The organism is Kaistella polysaccharea (genome assembly GCF_020410745.1).
Classification (GTDB): Bacteria; Bacteroidota; Bacteroidia; order Flavobacteriales; family Weeksellaceae; genus Kaistella; species Kaistella polysaccharea.
The window spans coordinates 1,416,516-1,435,235 of the sequence record NZ_CP084528.1; the positions used below are offsets into that span (position 1 = coordinate 1,416,516).

Consider the following 18,720-nt stretch of genomic DNA (forward strand, 5'->3'; position numbering starts at 1 on the left):
GAATTACGGGTAAAAATGAGGCGGAAGAAGAATTAATTCCAATTGAGAAACTAAAAGATTTTTTGAGCTGGCGCAAAACAGAATTTACGGAAAAATACGAAGCTGCAAAAATTGAAACCACTGAAGATTCCTATTCATTATTAGAAGGAACTTTGGAAAATGGATTTCCCATGCTCGCTACCGTTAATGTCGATTTATTGCAATGGAATCAAAAAGCCTCGCATCCCTGGATTTCGGTTTTAAGAATTAAATATCACGGTGATGAAGACAATGGTTTTCCAGACGATAAAGATTATGACCTTTTTAATTTAATTGAAGATGAAATGATGCTTGAACTAAACACAGAAGAAGGAAACTTAAATCTTGGTCGGGAAACTGCCGACAATGTTCGAGAAATTTATTTCGTCAGCAAAGACTTCAGAAAGATTTCAAAAGTTCTGGCAGAAACGGTGCAGAAATATCCAGACTACGAAATGACGTTTGATATCTATAAGGATAAGTATTGGCAGTCATTTGAACGGTACGGAATTCATTAAAAATCTTTACCTTTAAAACTTAAAATTTACAGCAATGAGTAATTTAGATATGTGGGAAGTTTTTATCCAGACAAAACCGGGACTTTCCCATAAACACGCAGGAATTGTGCAAGCGGCAACTGCGGAAATGGCATTACAGGCAGCAAGAGACGTTTATACCAGAAGAATGGAAGGAACCTCAATTTGGGTAGTTCCAAGTAAATATTTGGTGACTTCGGAAGGAATTGATAAAGAAGCATTTTTCGATCCGGCCGATGATAAACTCTATCGCCACCCGACTTTTTACGAAATCCCGAATGATGTGAAAAATATGTAAATCGTACTATGTCGGTTGTACTAGGTACAATGTAAATTCGACATCATCATTGTACTTTGTACATTTTACTTTATACAAAAAAAATAAATGAATCCACTTTTTAATTATACTTTAAAATTAGCCGATGATACTTTGATTTTTGGTCAAAGGTTGGGCGAACTTTGCGGACAGGGACCTTATCTGGAAGAAGATATCGCCTTGACGAATATCGCTTTAGATTATCTCGGACAGTCTAATAATTTTTATAAATACGCTGCACAAATTCAGGATCTTGGAAAATCAGAAGACGATTTGGCATTTTTGCGTTTGGAAAAAGAATATCTGAATTGTCAGTTGTCGGAACTTCCGAATGGTGATTATGCAAATACGCTTTTAAAAGTTTATTTCTTTTCGGTTTATCAGAAAATTCTTTACACAGAATTAATGAAAAGCAGCGACGAACAACTTTCTGCAATTGCGGAAAAATCTTTAAAAGAAGTAAAATATCATTATACGCATACTTCAACCTGGATTAAAATGTTTGCAGGCGGAACCGAAGAAAGCAAAACCCGTTTGAAAAACGCCGTTGAAAATCTTTGGGAATACACGGGCGGAATGTTTGCAGAAACTCCAGGCGAAGAAGATCTTGCGAAATTAGAAATCGTTCCGAACGGAAAACAAATTGAGGAACTTTGGAAAAAAACAGTCGCTGAAGATTTCCAAAATTTCGGCATAGAAATTCCCGAAAGTAAATTTATGCAAAAAGGTTCAAGAACTGGCTATCACACCGAATATTTTGGATTCATTTTATGTGAATTGCAGTATATGCAGCGAACATATCCAAACTGCGCTTGGTAATATTAGTTGATAGTTGATAGTTGATAGTTGATAGTTGATAGTTGCAAAATTATTGATGTTGTACTTTTATGAACTTTTCAACGGCATAATTTCACTTTAATAATCATAAAACTTCTGTGGCTTTTGTGGTTTAAAAAAATATAAATCTTGTGGTTAATCAAGCAAACTTATTAGAGATACTTTCTCAGATTCCCGATCCCGAAATTCCCGTAATCAATATCGTGGAACTCGGCATTGTTCGGGAAGCAAAAATGGTTTCCGATAACGAAGTCGAAATTGTTATTACACCGACTTATTCGGCATGTCCAGCGATGTTTAACATTGAAGAAGACATTGTTAAACTCTTTAAAGAAAAAGGAATTCAGGCGAAAGTTACTACCAAAATTTCTCCCATTTGGACGACCGACTGGATTACCGATGAAGCGCGGGAAAAACTTCGTGTTTACGGAATTACGCCACCGGAAAAAGGAAATCACGAGGATCATTTAAATGTCCCGAAAAAATGTCCAAGATGCGGCTCTACTAATACAAAGCAAATCAGCAGATTTGGTTCTACGCTTTGCAAAGCCAGTTATCAATGCAATGATTGTCTGGAACCTTTCGATTATTTTAAATGTCATTAAATAGAAGCTACCACATCGTTTTAAAGTTTACAAACTAATAAAATTATGGTAATTTAGGCATTCACAAAAAATTAATAAAACATGTACACCCAACTTCAAATAGAATCTCACCTGGATGGGAAATTGCTCATCGCTTATATTAATGACGAGAAAACTTTTAACAGTTTAAATAAATCGACTCTTTCCGAACTTCGCACTTTTGTTCATGATGGAAGTCGTGACGAAAATGTTCGTTGTCTGGCGATTTCCGGTCGTGGAAAAGCGTTCTGTTCCGGACAAAATTTGAAAGATGCGATGTCATTTAGCGATCCGGATGAAGACCGGGTTATTCAAAGAATGGTGATTGATTATTATAATCCTTTGGTGAAAGAAATTGCAAATGCTAGAAAACCAGTTATTTCCTTGGTGAATGGTCCTGCAGTTGGAGCTGGCGCAATGTTGGCTTTAATTTGTGATTTCACTTTGTCTACAGAATCTTCTTACTTTTCACAGGCATTTGTCAATATTGGATTAATTCCTGATACCGGCGGAACATATTGGTTACCAAAACTTTTGGGCAGACAACAAGCAAATTATCTGGCTTTTACCGGAAAAAAAATATCAGCGAAAGAAGCGAAAGATTTAGGATTAATTGCCGATGTTTTCGAAGATGAAAACTTTGTGCAAAATGCAATGGCTGTTTTAACTCAAATCTCCAATCTACCGACGAAAGCGATTTCACTCACAAAAAAAGCTTTCAATGAATCTTATGATAATACACTGGTTCAGCAATTAGATATAGAAGGAATACTTCAGCAAGAAGCGGCAGAATCAGAAGATTTCATGGAAGGAGTTTCAGCATTTTTAGAAAAAAGAATACCGGAGTATAAAGGGAAGTAGCACATTGTAGAATGTCGGAGGTACAAAGTAAAATGTAATTAAATACTTTCTACCTCCGACATTTTACATTTTAAAGTAAAAAAAACATAAGATAAAAATTAGCAAATTGTATGAGAAAATTAATTATCATGTTATTTATTTTTATAATAAATTACAGTTTCGCACAAACGAAACAGTTTATTTACGAATATATTTCTATACCCGATTCTACGCAAAAAAAGAATTCTCATTCTGAAATAATGGTTCTAAATATTGATAAAGAGCAATCTGAATATTTCAGCTATAGAAAATTTGTTTCAGATTCTACAATCCAGTCAGAAATTAAAGATGGTTCTTATTTTCTTAAACCACCTGCTCCACCGCAAAAAAGAAGTACAATAATTCCAAGACTTAGGATCATCAAAAAAAATAATTCTAGTACCATTGAATATATTACACCGATTTCTGAAACTGACTATGTGGTTCATCAAAATATCGATTTAAAATGGAAACTTCATCCGGAATACCTCTCGGTTTTAGATTATAAAGCGCAAAAGGCAACCATTGAATTTGCTGGTAGAAAATGGATTGCTTGGTTCACAAAAGATATCCCTTTCCAAGATGGTCCATACAAATTCCAAGGTTTGCCAGGCTTAATCGTAAAAATAGAAGACGAGTCTAAAAGTCATCAATTTGAATTAAAAGGGATTAAAAATTTGAACGAAAATTTTGTGTACCCAGACAATTCAAATAACGTTAAGATTACAATTCCCCATGCAAAGTTTATAAAAGCGTTTAAAGAAAATCGAAAATATCCAGCGATTGCCTTAAAGAAAAGATTTCCTAATGCCGAACATGCAGAAATGATTAAAAATATTGAAAAAAACATGATGGAGGAACTCAAAAAAGACAATAACATCATTGAAATCGATCTAATTAAATAATGAAAAACGTAGGAATAATAGGTTCTGGAACCATGGGAATTGGAATTGCACAAGTTGCAGCAACTGCCGGTTGTGAAGTTTTCTTGTATGATCAAAACTCAGCACAAACAGAAAAGTCTTTAGCAAGTCTTAAAAAGGTTCTGGACAGATTGGTTGAAAAACAAAAAATTTCTGCAGAAAAAGGCGAAGATATTTTTACAAAAATAAAACCTTGTACGGAACTTCAGGATTTCAAAGATTGTGATTTGGTGATTGAAGCGATCATTGAAAACAAAGAAATCAAAACAAAAGTTTTTCAACAATTAGAAGAAATTATTTCTGATGAATGTATTATTTCTAGCAACACTTCTTCGATTTCAATCACTTCCCTATCTTCAGAATTGAAGAATCCGAAACGTTTTATTGGAATTCATTTTTTCAATCCGGCTCCTTTAATGCCTTTGGTGGAAGTTATTCCGGGATTGTTAACCGAGAAAACTTTGGCTTACGAAATTACTTCCTTAATGGAAAGTTGGGGTAAAACTCCAGTCATTGCGAAAGATGTTCCTGGATTTATTGTGAATAGAATTGCGCGTCCGTTTTATGGAGAAGCGTTGAGAATTGCTGAAGAGAATATCGCCACGCCGGAACAGATTGATGATGCGATGCGAACTTTGGGTAATTTCAAAATGGGACCTTTTGAATTGATGGATCTCATTGGGATTGATGTTAATTTCTCTGTAACAAAAACGGTTTACGCTGATTATTTTTACGATCCGAAATATAAACCGAGTTTGCTTCAACAAAGAATGAGCGAGGCAAAATTACACGGTCGAAAAACGGGAAAAGGTTTTTACGATTACTCCGAAAATGCTCAAAAACCTGCTCCCGAAAAAGACGAAGAATTGTACCAGGAAATTTTCATGCGGATTTTATCAATGTTAATCAACGAAGCCGTAGAAGCAAAACGACTTGGAATCGCCAACGATGAAGCCATAGAATTAGCCATGCAAAAAGGCGTGAACTATCCGAAAGGTTTGTTGCAGTGGGGATTTGATATTGGCTTTAATAAAGTTTCTGAAACCTTGCAAAATCTTTACGAAGTATATCAGGAGGAAAGATACCGGCAAAGCGCGCTTCTTCGCAAGATGTAAGAATTAATTAAATGCAGCAACTGCTGTTATATTTATAGCGGTGAAAATCTATGCAATCTGTGCGCAAAAAATTATTGCACAGATTTCCACAGAAGAAATTCAATTATAACACAATTACAAATCGCCAACTACATGGATTAAAAGAACGACCTTTCTGAGTTATCAGATGAGAAATTAATTAAAAGAAGAGATATGCTGAAAGGAGTTCTTATTGGCATGTACGCTGTTTGTATATTGCTTGTTGTCTTGCTTTCATATATCTTTTTCAATAAAGGATTTAGCTCCATATCGATTGCTGTATTTATTCCGGTTTTTATGTTACCCGTAATTAGTTTGCCTTTACTTTTTCAAGTGAAAACTTTAAACAAAGAAGTTAAATCGCGTAATTTGAAATAAATTTTCGCTCATTCTATTTTCATTTTTAAAATTTTAAATTATCTCATTTTCAAACTAAAACCATGACTCCATACGAACTCGCGCAATACATGCTTAATCAGGATCACTTCTCACAATGGATGGGAATAAAACTCATCGAAGTTCGCGAGAAATATTGTCTGATTGTAATGCCTGTAAAACAAGAAATGATCAACGGATTGCGAACGGTTCACGGCGGCGTTACTTTTTCCCTCGCAGATTCTGCTTTGGCTTTTTCGAGTAATAATACGAATGAAGCTTCTGTTGCTTTACATTGTTCAATGAACTTTACAAAAGCAATTCGATTGGGAGATACTTTAACGGCAGAAAGTGTTTTGATTTCCGATACCAGAAAAACTGGAGTTTATGATATTTCGATTACGAATCAGCATAAAGTTCTAGTTGCGACTTTTCGTGGCACGGTTTATAAAATCGATAAGAAGGTGACGGATCTATAGATCTAAAGATTTTGATAATTTATTTAAAAAACTGTTAATCAATATAATTACCTTTTAAAATACTTACAAATAGATTTGTCATTTATACCAAAACTTGGTACATTTGTTTCAAAGTAAAAACGAAATGGGAAAAAATACATCAATATTACTTGGCGATCATTTTGAAAATTTTGTCAACGAAAAAATTACTAGCGGAAAATTTTCATCTGTAAGTGAAGTCATTAGAAATGCGTTGCGTTTAATGGAAAATGAAGAAAATAAAACGAAGATTTTGATCAACGAACTTAAAATTGGAGAAAAAAGTGGAATCGTAAAAGATTTTGACAGGAATGAAAATTTAAAAAAGATTCACGCCAAACACCTCGTTAAATGATTTTTGAAATAAGTGAAAAAGCAAATGAAGATCTTGAAAACATTTGGTTATACACTTATGAAAATTGGTCCCAAGAACAGGCAGACCGCTATTATAATCTTATCCTAAATGAGATTGAATATATTACTGAGAATTTCGAAAGTGGCAAATCATTCGAACATATTAGAAAAGGTTATCGCTCTGCAAAAGTAAAATCCCATCTTGTTTTTTACCGAATATCAAAAAGAGATACCATAGAAATCATCAGAATACTTCATCAAAGAATGGATATTGAAAACCGCCTGGTAGAATAATATCAAAACATAATTTTGTTAGCAACTTTTCGTGGAACAGTTTATAAAATTGAGAAGAAAGTGACGGATTTGTAATTTTTTTTGGGCAGACAATTCTGCCTTCCACTCCCGCTTTTTTTATTGTTGGCTTCGACAAGCTCAGCCAACAATAAAAAAGAGCTCCGTTCAAGTCGGGCTGCAGATTAGTTCCCAAAACAAAAAGAGGAATTAATAATAAAAAGCGAGCAAAAATTAAACTTCAAAAACTATTTTGAAGTTTTTTTTATTTTCATGTAATATAATTCGGAAATTAGTTGTCTTACTTATAGAAACTAAACTATGACTCACGAGATTTTCAAAAATACGGTATTCTGTCTCAAGGATGAGATGTATCGTTTTGCGAAAAGATTCGTGATCAGCAGCGACGAAGCGGAAGATGTTGTACAGGATTTAATGATGAAATTTTGGCAGAAAAAAGAAGAACTCGCGAGTTTCGGAAACATGAAATCTTATGCGATGAAGTCGGTGAAAAATGAATGTTTGAACCGTTTAAAGCATGAAGACGTGAAATTGGGATTTGCAGATTTTCAAATGCACAGAAGTGAAATTCATGAAGTGGAATCGAATAATATGAAAGATCAGATCATTGGTTTTATTAATGAACTTCCGGAAAAACAAAAAGCTGTAATTCACTTAAAAGATGTAGAAGATTTCGATGTAGTAGAAATTTCACAAATCCTGGAAATGGAGCAAAATGCAGTTCGTGTAAATTTGATGAGAGCACGACAAAAAGTGAAAGAACAAATCCAGAAACTGATGGATTATGAAAACAGAATGATCGAAAATTTATAAAAAATTTTTAGAATGAAAACGAACAAACCTGAAGATAAATATACCGAAATAACCCAAGAGCTCAAGGAAGAGAAAATGAATTGGGATTTTGAAGATTTCCTGGAGAAAACAAAACAGGAAGAGAAAATAATTCCCTTAAAACCTCAGCCGAAAGGTGGCTATTTTCCGAAAACATTTTGGATGGCCGCCAGTGTAATTCTGCTTTTATCAGTTGGTCTATTTGTGAAATACGGCAATACACATTCTGTTTCCGAAAAAGATACGATGGTTAAAAACGAAATTCTGAAAGAGAAAGATCATTTTCAGCAGGAGTCAAATTTTGCAGTTAACGCCATTAATGACAGTATTGAAATTAAAAAAGACAGCATTGTATCCGATTCCAGTCGTACGGTAGATCAGGTAAAAGAAACCGATATTATGGATCAAATTTTACCGCGCAGAGGCAGAATTAGAAAAGAAACTCGACCGCGTTACGCTAACATGTCGATGCCAGAAAAAAAAGAAATTCAGGAAAAAACAGATCAACCAAAATACGAATCTAATTACGTAATTATCAACGGCCAAAAAATAGAAAATGAACAGGAAGCGATTGACTTGACGAAGTATTCCTTCCGGATTTTATCTGAAAATGTATCTAAAACAATGGCTCAAACCGATGTCATTACCACCATTAACAATGATTACTAAAATTTAATAACATGAAAAAACTTCTTTTAATATTCGCCCTCACTTTTTCGTATTTTTTCCAAATTAATGCGCAAAAAGATAAACTGGATCAGCTTTTTGAAAAATATCAGGAAGCAGATGGAATTACCTCCATCAAAATTGCCAAACCCATGTTTAATATGCTGAACAAGCTGAATATTGCTGATGATGAATTAGCACAGATTAAACCTTTACTCAGCAAAATCAACAGTCTTAAAATATTAATTCTCGAAAAACCTGCGGTATCCACAAATTTGGCAGATCAGCGGCAGATGAATTTATTTCAAATATTACAAAGTGAGATTGGCGTCTCCCTGAAAAATATGAAATATGAGGAATTGATTACCGTAAACAGCAAAGACAACAAAATAAAATTTCTCTCTTCCGATGCGACGAATGGGGTTTTAGACGACCTTTTGCTCAGCATCAACTCCGAAGGAAATACCGTTTTGATGATGTTGGATGGAAAAATCTCAATGGATGATGTAAATACGCTGGTGAACGAAGCTCAAAATTCAACTCTTAAAAGTTCGGTAACAACAGAAAACATCACTTCGAATGGCGTTACCCAAGTTCGAAACGTTGGTAAATTTACGGGAGTAGCGGTTTCAAGTGGGATTAAAGTAAATTTTACGCAGGGAAATAATCAAACTGTCGTGGTAGAAACAAGTCCCAACCTGCAACAATATGTTTCTACAGAAGTTGAAAATGGAATTTTGGTCATTACCGTAAAAAATAAGGAAAACCGAAATTTAAATTTCAAGAAACTTCTAGTAACAATAGAAGCTCCACATCTTTCTTCCGTAAAACTTTCTTCAGGATCTTTTCTAACAACTGTTAGTCCTGTTAACGAAAACGATTTCAAGGCTGAAATATCCTCCGGAGCGAATTTAACGGCAGATATAAACGTGAGAAATAAAACAACTGTTGACATCAGTTCCGGCTCATCGATGAGACTGGATCTGAAAACAGAGACCCTCGAATTCGAAGGCAGCAGTGGTTCTATGGCGACTATCACAGGAAAGGCAGAAACAACAGTCGTAAATCTTTCTAGTGCCGCATCTTGCAACGCGCAAGATTTAATTTCAAAAAATGGTGCAGCGAGGGCTTCATCGGGCGCAAATCTTAAAATTAATGCTTCTGAAAGTTTAAATGCAGCGGCAAGTTCGGGAGCTTCGATACGTTACAAAGGAAATCCAACGCTAGTTGGAGCCGGGAAATCTTCAAGCGGCGGAAGCGTTAAACCATTAAATTAATACCATGAAAAAACTATATTTTTTCTCAACAGTTGTTCTGATGTTATTTTCCGTACAATCTTGCATCGTGTCATCCAGCCCCAATATGGCATTTTTCGACAATCCCTACTACGATTATAAAGATGCGCATTTTACCAGTGTTAATGTTCCCATGTTTCTGGCAAAACCAATCGTTAAAAAAGCGCTAAAAGACGACGGTGAAAGTGAAGAACTCATCAATATCATCAAGAAAATATCGGATATAAAAGTGATGACTATCGAAAATGGAAACCAAGAAATGGTCGCTGATTTCGCAAAATACCTAACCAAAAATAATTTTGAGGAATGGGTAACGGTAAAAAAAGATAAGGAAACCATCAATTTCCAGGCAAAGCAGAAAGGTGAACGCATCAGAAAACTCTTAATCACGGTGGCTTCAGGAAAGGAATTAGTTTATGTGGATGTTTCTGGAAACTTTACGGCAGATGATATTTCAAAACTCATTAATTATTCGGAGAAAAATGAAATCCGAAGTAAAATGAAGAATTAGTTATTATTTTTACAGAAGTGTTTTATTTTTTTTAAATTTAGCACATGAAATTCAGTAAAATAGTAATAAGTCTTTTTCTCTGCTTCAGTTTATATGTAAAGGCACAACTGGATTTAGAACACTGGTTTCCACCCGTTTATCAGACGGGAAGTGTTTATAAACTTTCTGAATTTTACTTTTACCTCTCTACAGATAAAATTACGCCTTTTACTGTGAAAGTTTATAGTAACAATGTTTTGCTAAAAACATTAACTATCAGTAAATCCATGCCCGGAATTTTATCACCTCAAGACTTTGATACCAGCTTGATCCATGTAGCTACAGACAGGCGAGTTATGAAAGTAATCCCCGCTGGTATTCAGATGGCAGGGGAAAAGAGTTTTTACGCAAGTTTGCGCCTTGCAACAGGTCCGTTAATAACTTCGGCGAAAATTGCCGATATTTTTTCGTCTAAAGGAAAATCAGGCTTAGGCAAAGATTTCTTCACCGTTATGGATCAGATTATTCTTTACGGGAACAATCCGAATAGCATGAATTATTTTGCCTCCGTAATTGCTACCAGAGATGATACTCATGTTAAAGTTTCCGATTACGATAAGGAAATTATTTTTTCTGACGGTCTAAAGCATGAAAATTTAGAATTTACCTTACAGAAAGGGCAATCTTATGTTGTCGCCGCCGATAAAAGAGCAAATACAGATTACATTTTAGATGATAACGATCCTAATCTTATTGGGGTCAGAATTACTTCCGATAAGCCGATTGTAGTTTCCAATGGAAATTTCGTGAGCCAAGATATTGGCGTAGAAGGCGGCGGTAACATGAATGCGGATCAGACCATGCCTACATCGAAAATTGGTAAAGAATATTTCGTGGTAAACGGAATGACCAAAACGGAAGCAGGCATGGAAAAAGTAATCGTAGTAGCGACCAAAGACGGTACTAAAATTTATTTTAATAACGACACAGAACCTTATAAAACGCTTAATAAAGGTGAACATTTTATAAGTCCATCGCCAAACAAAAAAAACACCTGGATAGACGGAACTCAAGAAGGCTTTCGAAATCCAGAACCTTTTGATATCCCCACCCGAGGCATGTACGTTCGTACTTCGCAGCCGGTATATTTATATCAGTTGATTGGTGGATATAATTTTATGGTTCGCGGACCAGTTCCGGACAGAACAGATTTTACGAGCGGAATGTTGTTTTCTTACCCAATCGACAAAGATTATTTGCCCGATCCGCGGCAAAAATTATCGAATACCATTGAAATTCCTAGCGTTGCTAAATTAGGAGTCGTTGATGTTTTTAACAAAATTACCGTGAAAACGCCCGATAATGCAGCGATTACCTTTAATGGAGGTTCCGTTACAGATTTTTCCACCATTCCCGGAAAACCAGGTTGGTCCTATTTTACAAGAATAAATTATGGCGGCAATATCAGTATAAATTCCAACAAAAGTTTGATGGTCGATACCGTGGGTGGTTTTCGGTATGCAGGTTATGGCGGCGGTTACACTGGTTTTTCTAATGATCCTTTCATTATTAAAAATGGAAATTGCATCGAAGAAGGCGTCTTTCTATATCTTAATAATATCGATTTTGAAGGATTTCAGTGGAAACTTGATGGCGTAGATATTACTGGAGAAACGGGTTCAACGATTACGCCCAAACTTCCTGGAAATTACACCTGTGTGGTTTCTTACATGGATTTTACTTTTACAACTTCGCCTGTACGAGTAGATAACTGTCCTTATCTCGTTGTGGAGAAAAACGAAGGAATCCAATGCCATTCTTTCACTCTTGATGCCTCATTTTCACCGCCAAGACCTAGAGATGAGGTCGCTTCAACGCGCATTTTAACGGAACCTTTTCGCGGCAAAGCCATTATTAAAGACGGAGTCATATTCGTGAAAATAGATGAAGATTTTTCAGGAGAAAACCGGCTCGTTTATGAAATTAAAGGATCAAGTGGATTTTCGCAAACCGTTAAAGTAAATTTTTCAGTTTACCCAATACCCAAAATCGAACTGAAAGAATCTATATTTCCCAAAGGATTCCGTAATACAAGTTATGTGTATGATTTGACGGAAGCCACCCTATCAAACCCCGATGCGAACAAAATAAAGTACTTTCAGACTGTAAATCAAAATCCTGGGGACGAGATTACCGGATCTTTAATTAATAATTTTTCTACTAACAAAACGGAAATTTACGCCCAAATAACCTACGGAAGTGGCTGTACAATCCTTCGTGAAATTGGTCTGATTCAGACAAAAATTCCCGATCAACCTGGCGATCCTAATGCAATTTTACCAAATTTTTTCTCTCCAAACAACGATGGAATAAATGATTTTTGGTGTTATGAAAATTTAGGAAATATGTCCACTTTAAAATTAGCCATCTATGACCGATATGGGACGAAAGTTTATGAACATACCACTAACGAAACCTGCTGGGACGGAAAAACGAAGACGGGAATCAGTTTTCCCACCGGAACTTACTGGGTTTATTATATCGTAACTGACGCAGAGGGCGTTCAAACACAGAAGTCCCAGTGGATTTTATTAAAAAATGCGAATTAAAGTTTTGTTAACAAAAAGCAGAAATTTTTATTTTAAATAAAAATAACTTAATTTCGCGCAGAAAGTAAAGATGTCTATTCATAACAAAATCGTAGAAACTGCCATCACTTTCGATGACGTTCTGTTAATACCTTCTTATTCAGAAGTTTTACCTAATCAGGTTTCCCTAAAATCACGACTTTCCGATAAAATCACCCTTCATGTTCCTATAGTTTCCGCTGCGATGGATACGGTTACAGAAGCTGAAATGGCAATAGCTCTCGCACGAGTTGGCGGCCTCGGGTTTATTCACAAAAACATGCCGATTGAAGAGCAAGCAGCGCAGGTTTACCGTGTTAAACGCTCGGAGAATGGGATGATTTCTGATCCTGTTACTCTTACAAAAGACCATACGTTAAAGGAAGCCAGAGATTTAATGGCGCAGTACAAAATTTCCGGTTTACCGGTGGTTGATGATGAAAACACACTGATTGGCATTATTACCAACCGCGATGTAAAATATCAGGAAAACCTAGATGCTAAAGTGGAAGAATTAATGACGAAAGACAAACTCATTACTTCTGATAAAGCCACCAATTTGGAACAGGCAAAAGAAATTTTACTTCAAAATAGAGTTGAAAAACTTCCTATTGTTGATAAAAACTTTAAACTGGTTGGTCTTATTACCATTAAAGATATCGACAATCAAATGGAATATCCAAATGCTAACAAAGACAGCAGCGGACGCTTGATTGTAGGTGCTGGTGTGGGTGTTGGCGAAGATACGATTGAGCGGGTAACCGCTTTAGTAAAAGCTGGCGTTGATATTATCGCAGTAGATTCTGCACACGGTCACTCTAAAGGCGTTTTGGATAAAGTGGTCGAAATCCGAAAAAACTTCCCTGATCTTGATATCGTAGGCGGAAATATTGTTACCGCTGATGCAGCCAAAGATTTAATAAAAGCGGGCGCCAACATTCTTAAAGTTGGAGTGGGTCCAGGGTCAATATGTACAACCAGAGTTGTGGCAGGTGTTGGAGTTCCTCAACTTTCTGCAATTTATAATGTATTCGAATATGCAAAAAGTAAAAATGTTGCTGTAATCGCTGATGGTGGAATTAAACTTTCCGGAGATATTGTAAAAGCCCTAGCTTCGGGCGCAAATGCGGTGATGCTTGGTTCTTTATTAGCCGGAACTGATGAAGCTCCGGGAGAAGAAATTATTTTTCAGGGACGAAAGTTCAAATCTTATCAGGGAATGGGTTCACTTTCAGCCATGCGACGTGGCGGAAAAGAAAGATACTTTCAAAGTGAAGCAAAAAAGTTTGTACCGGAGGGTATTGAAGGTAGAGTTCCCCACAAAGGCAGTTTAGAAGACGTAGTTTTTCAACTTACTGGCGGAATAAGAGCCGGAATGGGTTATTGCGGAACGAAAGATATCCCTACGTTACAGGAAGATGGAAAAATGGTTATGATTACGGGAAGTGGTTTGAAAGAATCGCATCCGCATGACGTTATCATTACGCAGGAAGCACCTAATTATTCTTTATAAAGAAAATACACCATAACAAATGCCGAAGTTTTGCTTCGGCATTTGTTTTAAAATTCTTTATATTTACTTTTTTAGAAAAGCTTTATGAAATCATTTTTCACTGCACTTTTATTATTTTTATTCCTCAGCTGTGATATCTTGCCACCTGGCAGCGTTTACCGTTCTTTCCCCGGTACCAATACTTCTGCATCATCTGGATCTAGAAGTGAAAGTTCAGAATTCAATGATTTAATGGCAAAAGATCAAATCAATAAAAAGAAAGTAACGGCAGAAGTTTTAACTTACCTTTTAAATGATCCAGATCCTACTGAAAAACAAACTGCGGCCGTTATCGAAAATACCTCAAACTGCAATATTATCATCAGAGTAGTCGGCATCAGCAACAACCTGATTTATAATTTCCCGATTGGTCGGCAATCTAAAAATCAGTTTGTGATTGATAAAGGTAATTACACTTTAAAATCGGATATTTGCGGAGCTAATTATTATTCTCAAAAAAACATTAGTGAACCGCTCATTTTAAAGCTTTCCAATAATTGATTTATATTTCTCCAGAAAAAATTTTATCTTCTGTCATAATGCTTCACCAAAAAAGTGCGGAATTCCTCAATGCTTTATATTTAAAAGTCTTGAGTAGAACAGGTGATAAAATTCATACCTAATAATTTTGAAATACATTCTAATTCGGATAACTTTGTCCTATTAAAAAACAGTAAAAAATATCATTCAAATGAAACGAATTGTAACAAGCTTTGCTTTAGCCCTTTTAACATTACAGGCGTGCAAACAAACTCCAGGCGACAACGCCAAAGCAACAACTGAAAATTCCGCAATGGATATTAAAGTGAGTGGCGAAACTGAAACCCAAGCCAAACTAAATCCACCAATGGTTCCTGCTGCAATCGGCAACAGAGCTGCAAAAAAAGTAGTTGTTCACTTAGAAGCAACTGAGGAAGAGGGTGTTTTGGCTGATGGCGTAACCTATAAATTCTGGACTTTCAACAGTACCGTACCAGGAACTTTTATTAGAATCAGAGTTGGTGATGAAGTTGAACTTCACCTTAAAAATGCAAGTAACAGCGTAATGCCACACAATATTGACCTTCACGCAGTAAACGGCCCAGGTGGCGGTGCAGAAGCGACAAATGTAGCTCCAGGGAAAGAAGCGATCTTCAATTTCAAAGCGTTAAATCCAGGATTATTTGTTTATCACTGTGCTGCAGCACCAGTTCCATTGCACATCGCAAACGGAATGTACGGTTTGATCTTAGTAGAACCAGAAGGTGGTTTGCCTAAAGTAGATCGTGAATATTACATTATGCAAGGTGAATTCTATACAAAAGGAAAGACTGACGAAAAAGGTCTTCAGGAATTTGATCAAGACAAAGGTGTTGACGAAAGACCAACTTACGTAGTATTTAATGGTAAGAAAAATGCCTTAATGGGTGCTGATGCTTTAGAAGCTAAAGTTGGAGAAACAGTAAGAATGTTCGTGGGTAATGGTGGACCAAACTTGGTGTCTTCCTTCCACGTAATTGGGGAAATTTTCGACAGAGTGTATGTTGAAGGTGGAACAACCATTAATAAAAATATTCAAACTACAGTAATTCCCGCAGGTGGTGCAGCTATGGTAGAATTTAAAGTTGAAGAACCCGGAAATTATATTTTGGTAGACCACTCAATTTTCAGAGCATTTAATAAAGGTGCCATCGGAATGTTGAAAGTTACAGGTGAGAAGAATCCAAAAATTTTCCATAAAGTACAATAACATTATCTCATTAATCATCAATAAAAGAAACCACCATGTTCAAAATTTTTAAAATATTTCTGTACTTCGGTGGTTTCTTTTTTCTTTTAACCGCTTGCGACAAAGTATCGGCGTTCAATTCCACAAAAGAATCTGCCAAATCCGATAATAAGGAAGTTTCTATAAATCCAGATGTCAAAATGGTTTTGATTAAAGGTGGCGAATACCAACCTTTTTATGGAGAAGACAGCTCTTTGGTTCAGGTTCAGGATTTTTTACTCGATGAAAAACCGGTAACGAATAAAGAATTTCTAGACTTCGTACAGAAGAATCCGAAATGGAAACGCAGCCATGTAAAAGCAGTTTTTGCCGATGACACTTATTTGAAAGATTGGCAAAATGATGAAACCTTACCGAAAAATGCCGATCCAAATGCAGCGGTAACTTTCGTCTCCTGGTTTGCTGCAAAAGCCTACGCAAAAAGTGCGGGAAAAAGATTGCCGACTTTAGATGAATGGGAATATGTCGCGATGGCCGACGAAGAAAGTGCCAATGCCAGAGACAAGTCCACCTACTCCGCTCATTTGATTAATCTTTATAATCAGAAAGAAAGGGAAAAAAATGCGGTGAAAATCTCTCAACCAAATTATTATGGCGTTTATAATATGTTTGATTTGGTTTGGGAATGGACAGACGATTTTAATTCCATCATGACGACCAGTGATTCCAGAACAGCAGAATTTGATGACAAAGGTCTATTCTGTGCTTCTGCAGCCACAAGTACTACCGATGTTTTAAATTATGCATCGTTTATGCGGTACGCTTTCCGATCAAGTTTAAAAGCCAATTATACCGTAGGAAACCTCGGTTTCCGATGCGCAAAAGACGTTACAAAATGAAAAATATTATAATACTCTTTTTTTCAGCGATTCTACTCTTTTCTTGTAATGAGAATAAAGCGTCGCAAAAAGAGGAAAAAGCACTTAGCGAATCAATATTTTTATTAGATTCAAAATGGCAGAATCAAGATGCGAAGGAACTTGAGTTAAAAGATCTGAAAGGAAAAAACATCGTAATGGTGATGATTTTCACCAGTTGTAAAACGGCTTGTCCGATTTTGGTTTCTGATATGCAAAAAATTGCAAAAAAGATCACTGCAGACAAACTGAAAGAAACAACCATGGTATTAGTTTCCATTGATCCGGAAAATGATACGCCCGAAGTTTTAAAACAATACGGAAAGCAACACAAAATGGAGGGTGAGCCTTGGCTTTTCCTCAGAAGTGATAAAGAATCTGTACGGGAACTGGCCAATGTTTTAGCCGTGAAATACAAAAAGATTTCTCCTATCGTATTCTCGCATTCTAATATTATAACAGTTTTTAATGAAAACGGAGAAATGATTGATCAGACGGAAGGAATCGTAAACTCGGATGCTGTGGCCAAAACAGTAAACGAATTGAACTAAAATAACAACTTTAAAAAAATACCTGCAGAAGAAATTGTGCAGGTATTTTTTGTTTTAAAATTTAATGATCTTTTCCCAGATTATTTCTAAAATCATCAATTCGGTGATCGGTTAATGCATTTCCTTTTTCTATTTTTTCTTTAGAATACAACCTGAAATCATTTTCCGTTTTTTCTAACAGATGATCATAGGGTCCGACAGAAGATATCAATTTTACTAAAACCGGTGCAATCTCGAGTGAAATAAATAATCCCATAATAAAAGCTGCCGCAACGCCAATGATGGCTGAGTTTTTCCCGAGTTCATCCAACGCCTGTAATCTTGCAGCAAAGCCATTAAACTGATCCTCAAAAGTTTCCGTTTTATCTCTTTCCTTTTCGATATTGGTATAAACTTTCGAAACCTCTTTATCCAGATATTCCAGGCGCGGGGCAATCTGTTTCTGATAATTTTCTAAATCAACGCGTCGTTGTTCTTTTAATTCTGCTTTTCTTTCGGCATTCGAGCCATAGCCTACTTTCCCGCTGGTTAAACCACTTTGTTTTCCTAATATTTCTTTTTCCAATTCTACAGCAGCCGAATCATAGGATTTTTGATAGTCTGCAATTTTGGTTTGAATTTGCTTTTTTTCAGTATCGAAAGGTCCGGATTGTTGTAGAATTCTGCCATTCATTTCCGCTTGAAGCTGCGTTTTATTTCTTTGAATAATGGTGTTCAATTGCTTATTGACTTCTTTCTCGAAAATCTTTAATTCCAAAGGTTTAGAAATAATGATACCTAGAAAAGCCGCTAAAATTAAGCGAGGAATTGCCATCAAAATCTGATTCCACCACGTTCCTGTTTTCTTGATGGATGAAACAATATAACGGTCTAAATTAAAAATCATTAAACCCCACAAAATTGCAAAAGCAACGGAAATCCAAATATCATCAAACACCGTAAACATGGCGTAACCCGCCGAAAGTGTCGCAAAAACTGCCGTGAAAAGTACAATTCCGCCAATGCCGGAAAACTTATTCCATTCACTTGGCGTTTTCTTTAAAATATGAATATTTCCGCCGGAGCAAACCATGAGAAATTTTTGAAACCAATTCATAGAATGATTAACTTGATTTAAAGGATTTATCTTTTGATTTTTCATCTTTTAGTACTGTAATAATTAATTGGTATTAGAAAACGCAACAATGTTACAAATAGTATTAGGTTTAGCCAAGTAAATCTTTTGTATAATTAATGTGAACTGGTTTTACAAATAAATTGATTGATAATTAGAAAGTTAC

Annotated in this window: 21 protein-coding genes; 20 read left to right on the forward strand and 1 reads right to left on the reverse strand. The window is 35.8% G+C overall.

What is annotated here, in order from left to right; translation table 11 throughout:
* Nucleotides 1-62: 62 nt before the first annotated feature.
* The 20 genes from LC814_RS06525 (at nt 63) to LC814_RS06620 (ending at nt 17,440) form a co-directional block, all read left to right on the forward strand.
* Nucleotides 63-536, forward strand: coding sequence for a DUF695 domain-containing protein (locus LC814_RS06525; protein ID WP_226063145.1), 474 nt, complete (start codon nt 63-65; stop codon nt 534-536).
* A 34-nt stretch (nt 537-570) separates the two neighbouring features.
* Nucleotides 571-852, forward strand: coding sequence for a 1,2-phenylacetyl-CoA epoxidase subunit PaaB (gene paaB, locus LC814_RS06530; protein WP_226063146.1), 282 nt, complete (start codon nt 571-573; stop codon nt 850-852).
* 87 nt (nt 853-939) lie between these two features.
* Nucleotides 940-1,689, forward strand: a complete 750-nt coding sequence (paaC, locus tag LC814_RS06535) for a 1,2-phenylacetyl-CoA epoxidase subunit PaaC (RefSeq protein WP_226063147.1) — start codon at nt 940-942, stop codon at nt 1,687-1,689.
* A gap of 149 nt (nt 1,690-1,838) precedes the next feature.
* Complete coding sequence (paaD, locus tag LC814_RS06540) at nt 1,839-2,312, forward strand: 1,2-phenylacetyl-CoA epoxidase subunit PaaD (RefSeq protein ID WP_226063148.1); 474 nt, start codon at nt 1,839-1,841, stop codon at nt 2,310-2,312.
* 81 nt (nt 2,313-2,393) lie between these two features.
* The gene (locus LC814_RS06545; protein ID WP_226063149.1) at nt 2,394-3,191 is read left to right on the forward strand and encodes an enoyl-CoA hydratase-related protein; all 798 of its coding nucleotides are present in this window, start codon (nt 2,394-2,396) and stop codon (nt 3,189-3,191) included.
* Between the two features lie 110 nt (nt 3,192-3,301).
* A complete protein-coding gene (locus LC814_RS06550; protein WP_226063150.1) occupies nt 3,302-4,114 on the forward strand; it encodes a GLPGLI family protein in 813 nt (270 codons plus the stop codon).
* Nucleotides 4,114-5,247, forward strand: coding sequence for a 3-hydroxyacyl-CoA dehydrogenase NAD-binding domain-containing protein (locus LC814_RS06555; protein WP_226063151.1), 1,134 nt, complete (start codon nt 4,114-4,116; stop codon nt 5,245-5,247). The genes LC814_RS06550 and LC814_RS06555 overlap by 1 nt, the downstream gene beginning before the upstream one ends.
* A gap of 458 nt (nt 5,248-5,705) precedes the next feature.
* Nucleotides 5,706-6,119 carry a PaaI family thioesterase gene (locus LC814_RS06560; protein ID WP_226063152.1) on the forward strand — a complete coding sequence of 138 codons (414 nt, stop codon included), beginning with the start codon at nt 5,706-5,708 and terminating at the stop codon, nt 6,117-6,119.
* A 124-nt stretch (nt 6,120-6,243) separates the two neighbouring features.
* A complete protein-coding gene (locus LC814_RS06565) occupies nt 6,244-6,492 on the forward strand; it encodes a type II toxin-antitoxin system ParD family antitoxin (RefSeq protein ID WP_226063153.1) in 249 nt (82 codons plus the stop codon).
* Nucleotides 6,489-6,785: a type II toxin-antitoxin system RelE/ParE family toxin gene (locus LC814_RS06570; protein ID WP_226063154.1), complete on the forward strand. Its 297-nt coding sequence runs from the start codon at nt 6,489-6,491 to the stop codon at nt 6,783-6,785. Before LC814_RS06565 ends, LC814_RS06570 begins: the two co-directional genes overlap by 4 nt.
* Before the next feature lie 318 nt (nt 6,786-7,103).
* Nucleotides 7,104-7,616, forward strand: coding sequence for a GFO_1088 family ECF-type sigma factor (locus LC814_RS06575; RefSeq protein WP_226063155.1), 513 nt, complete (start codon nt 7,104-7,106; stop codon nt 7,614-7,616).
* A gap of 12 nt (nt 7,617-7,628) precedes the next feature.
* Nucleotides 7,629-8,303 (forward strand): hypothetical protein, encoded by a 675-nt coding sequence (locus LC814_RS06580; RefSeq protein ID WP_226063156.1) that lies wholly within the window; start codon nt 7,629-7,631, stop codon nt 8,301-8,303.
* Nucleotides 8,304-8,314: 11 nt separating this feature from the next.
* On the forward strand, nt 8,315-9,577 hold the full coding sequence (locus LC814_RS06585) for a DUF4252 domain-containing protein (protein WP_226063157.1): 1,263 nt from the start codon (nt 8,315-8,317) through the stop codon (nt 9,575-9,577).
* Between the two features lie 4 nt (nt 9,578-9,581).
* Nucleotides 9,582-10,106 (forward strand): DUF4252 domain-containing protein, encoded by a 525-nt coding sequence (locus tag LC814_RS06590; RefSeq protein ID WP_226063158.1) that lies wholly within the window; start codon nt 9,582-9,584, stop codon nt 10,104-10,106.
* Between the two features lie 44 nt (nt 10,107-10,150).
* Entirely contained in the window at nt 10,151-12,694 is a 2,544-nt protein-coding gene (locus tag LC814_RS06595) for a T9SS type B sorting domain-containing protein (RefSeq protein WP_226063159.1), read from the forward strand.
* Nucleotides 12,695-12,764: 70 nt separating this feature from the next.
* Nucleotides 12,765-14,225, forward strand: coding sequence for an IMP dehydrogenase (guaB, locus tag LC814_RS06600; protein ID WP_226063160.1), 1,461 nt, complete (start codon nt 12,765-12,767; stop codon nt 14,223-14,225).
* An 84-nt stretch (nt 14,226-14,309) separates the two neighbouring features.
* Complete coding sequence (locus LC814_RS06605) at nt 14,310-14,765, forward strand: DUF6759 domain-containing protein (protein ID WP_226063161.1); 456 nt, start codon at nt 14,310-14,312, stop codon at nt 14,763-14,765.
* A gap of 190 nt (nt 14,766-14,955) precedes the next feature.
* The gene (gene nirK / locus LC814_RS06610; protein ID WP_375373388.1) at nt 14,956-15,993 is read left to right on the forward strand and encodes a copper-containing nitrite reductase; all 1,038 of its coding nucleotides are present in this window, start codon (nt 14,956-14,958) and stop codon (nt 15,991-15,993) included.
* A 35-nt stretch (nt 15,994-16,028) separates the two neighbouring features.
* A complete protein-coding gene (locus LC814_RS06615) occupies nt 16,029-16,871 on the forward strand; it encodes a formylglycine-generating enzyme family protein (RefSeq protein ID WP_226063162.1) in 843 nt (280 codons plus the stop codon).
* Nucleotides 16,868-17,440: an SCO family protein gene (locus tag LC814_RS06620; protein ID WP_226063163.1), complete on the forward strand. Its 573-nt coding sequence runs from the start codon at nt 16,868-16,870 to the stop codon at nt 17,438-17,440. Before LC814_RS06615 ends, LC814_RS06620 begins: the two co-directional genes overlap by 4 nt.
* A gap of 61 nt (nt 17,441-17,501) precedes the next feature.
* Here LC814_RS06620 and LC814_RS06625 read toward each other — a convergent pair whose 3' ends face one another.
* Nucleotides 17,502-18,581, reverse strand: a complete 1,080-nt coding sequence (locus tag LC814_RS06625; protein ID WP_226063164.1) for a DUF4407 domain-containing protein — start codon at nt 18,579-18,581, stop codon at nt 17,502-17,504.
* Between the last annotated feature and the right edge of the window lie 139 nt (nt 18,582-18,720).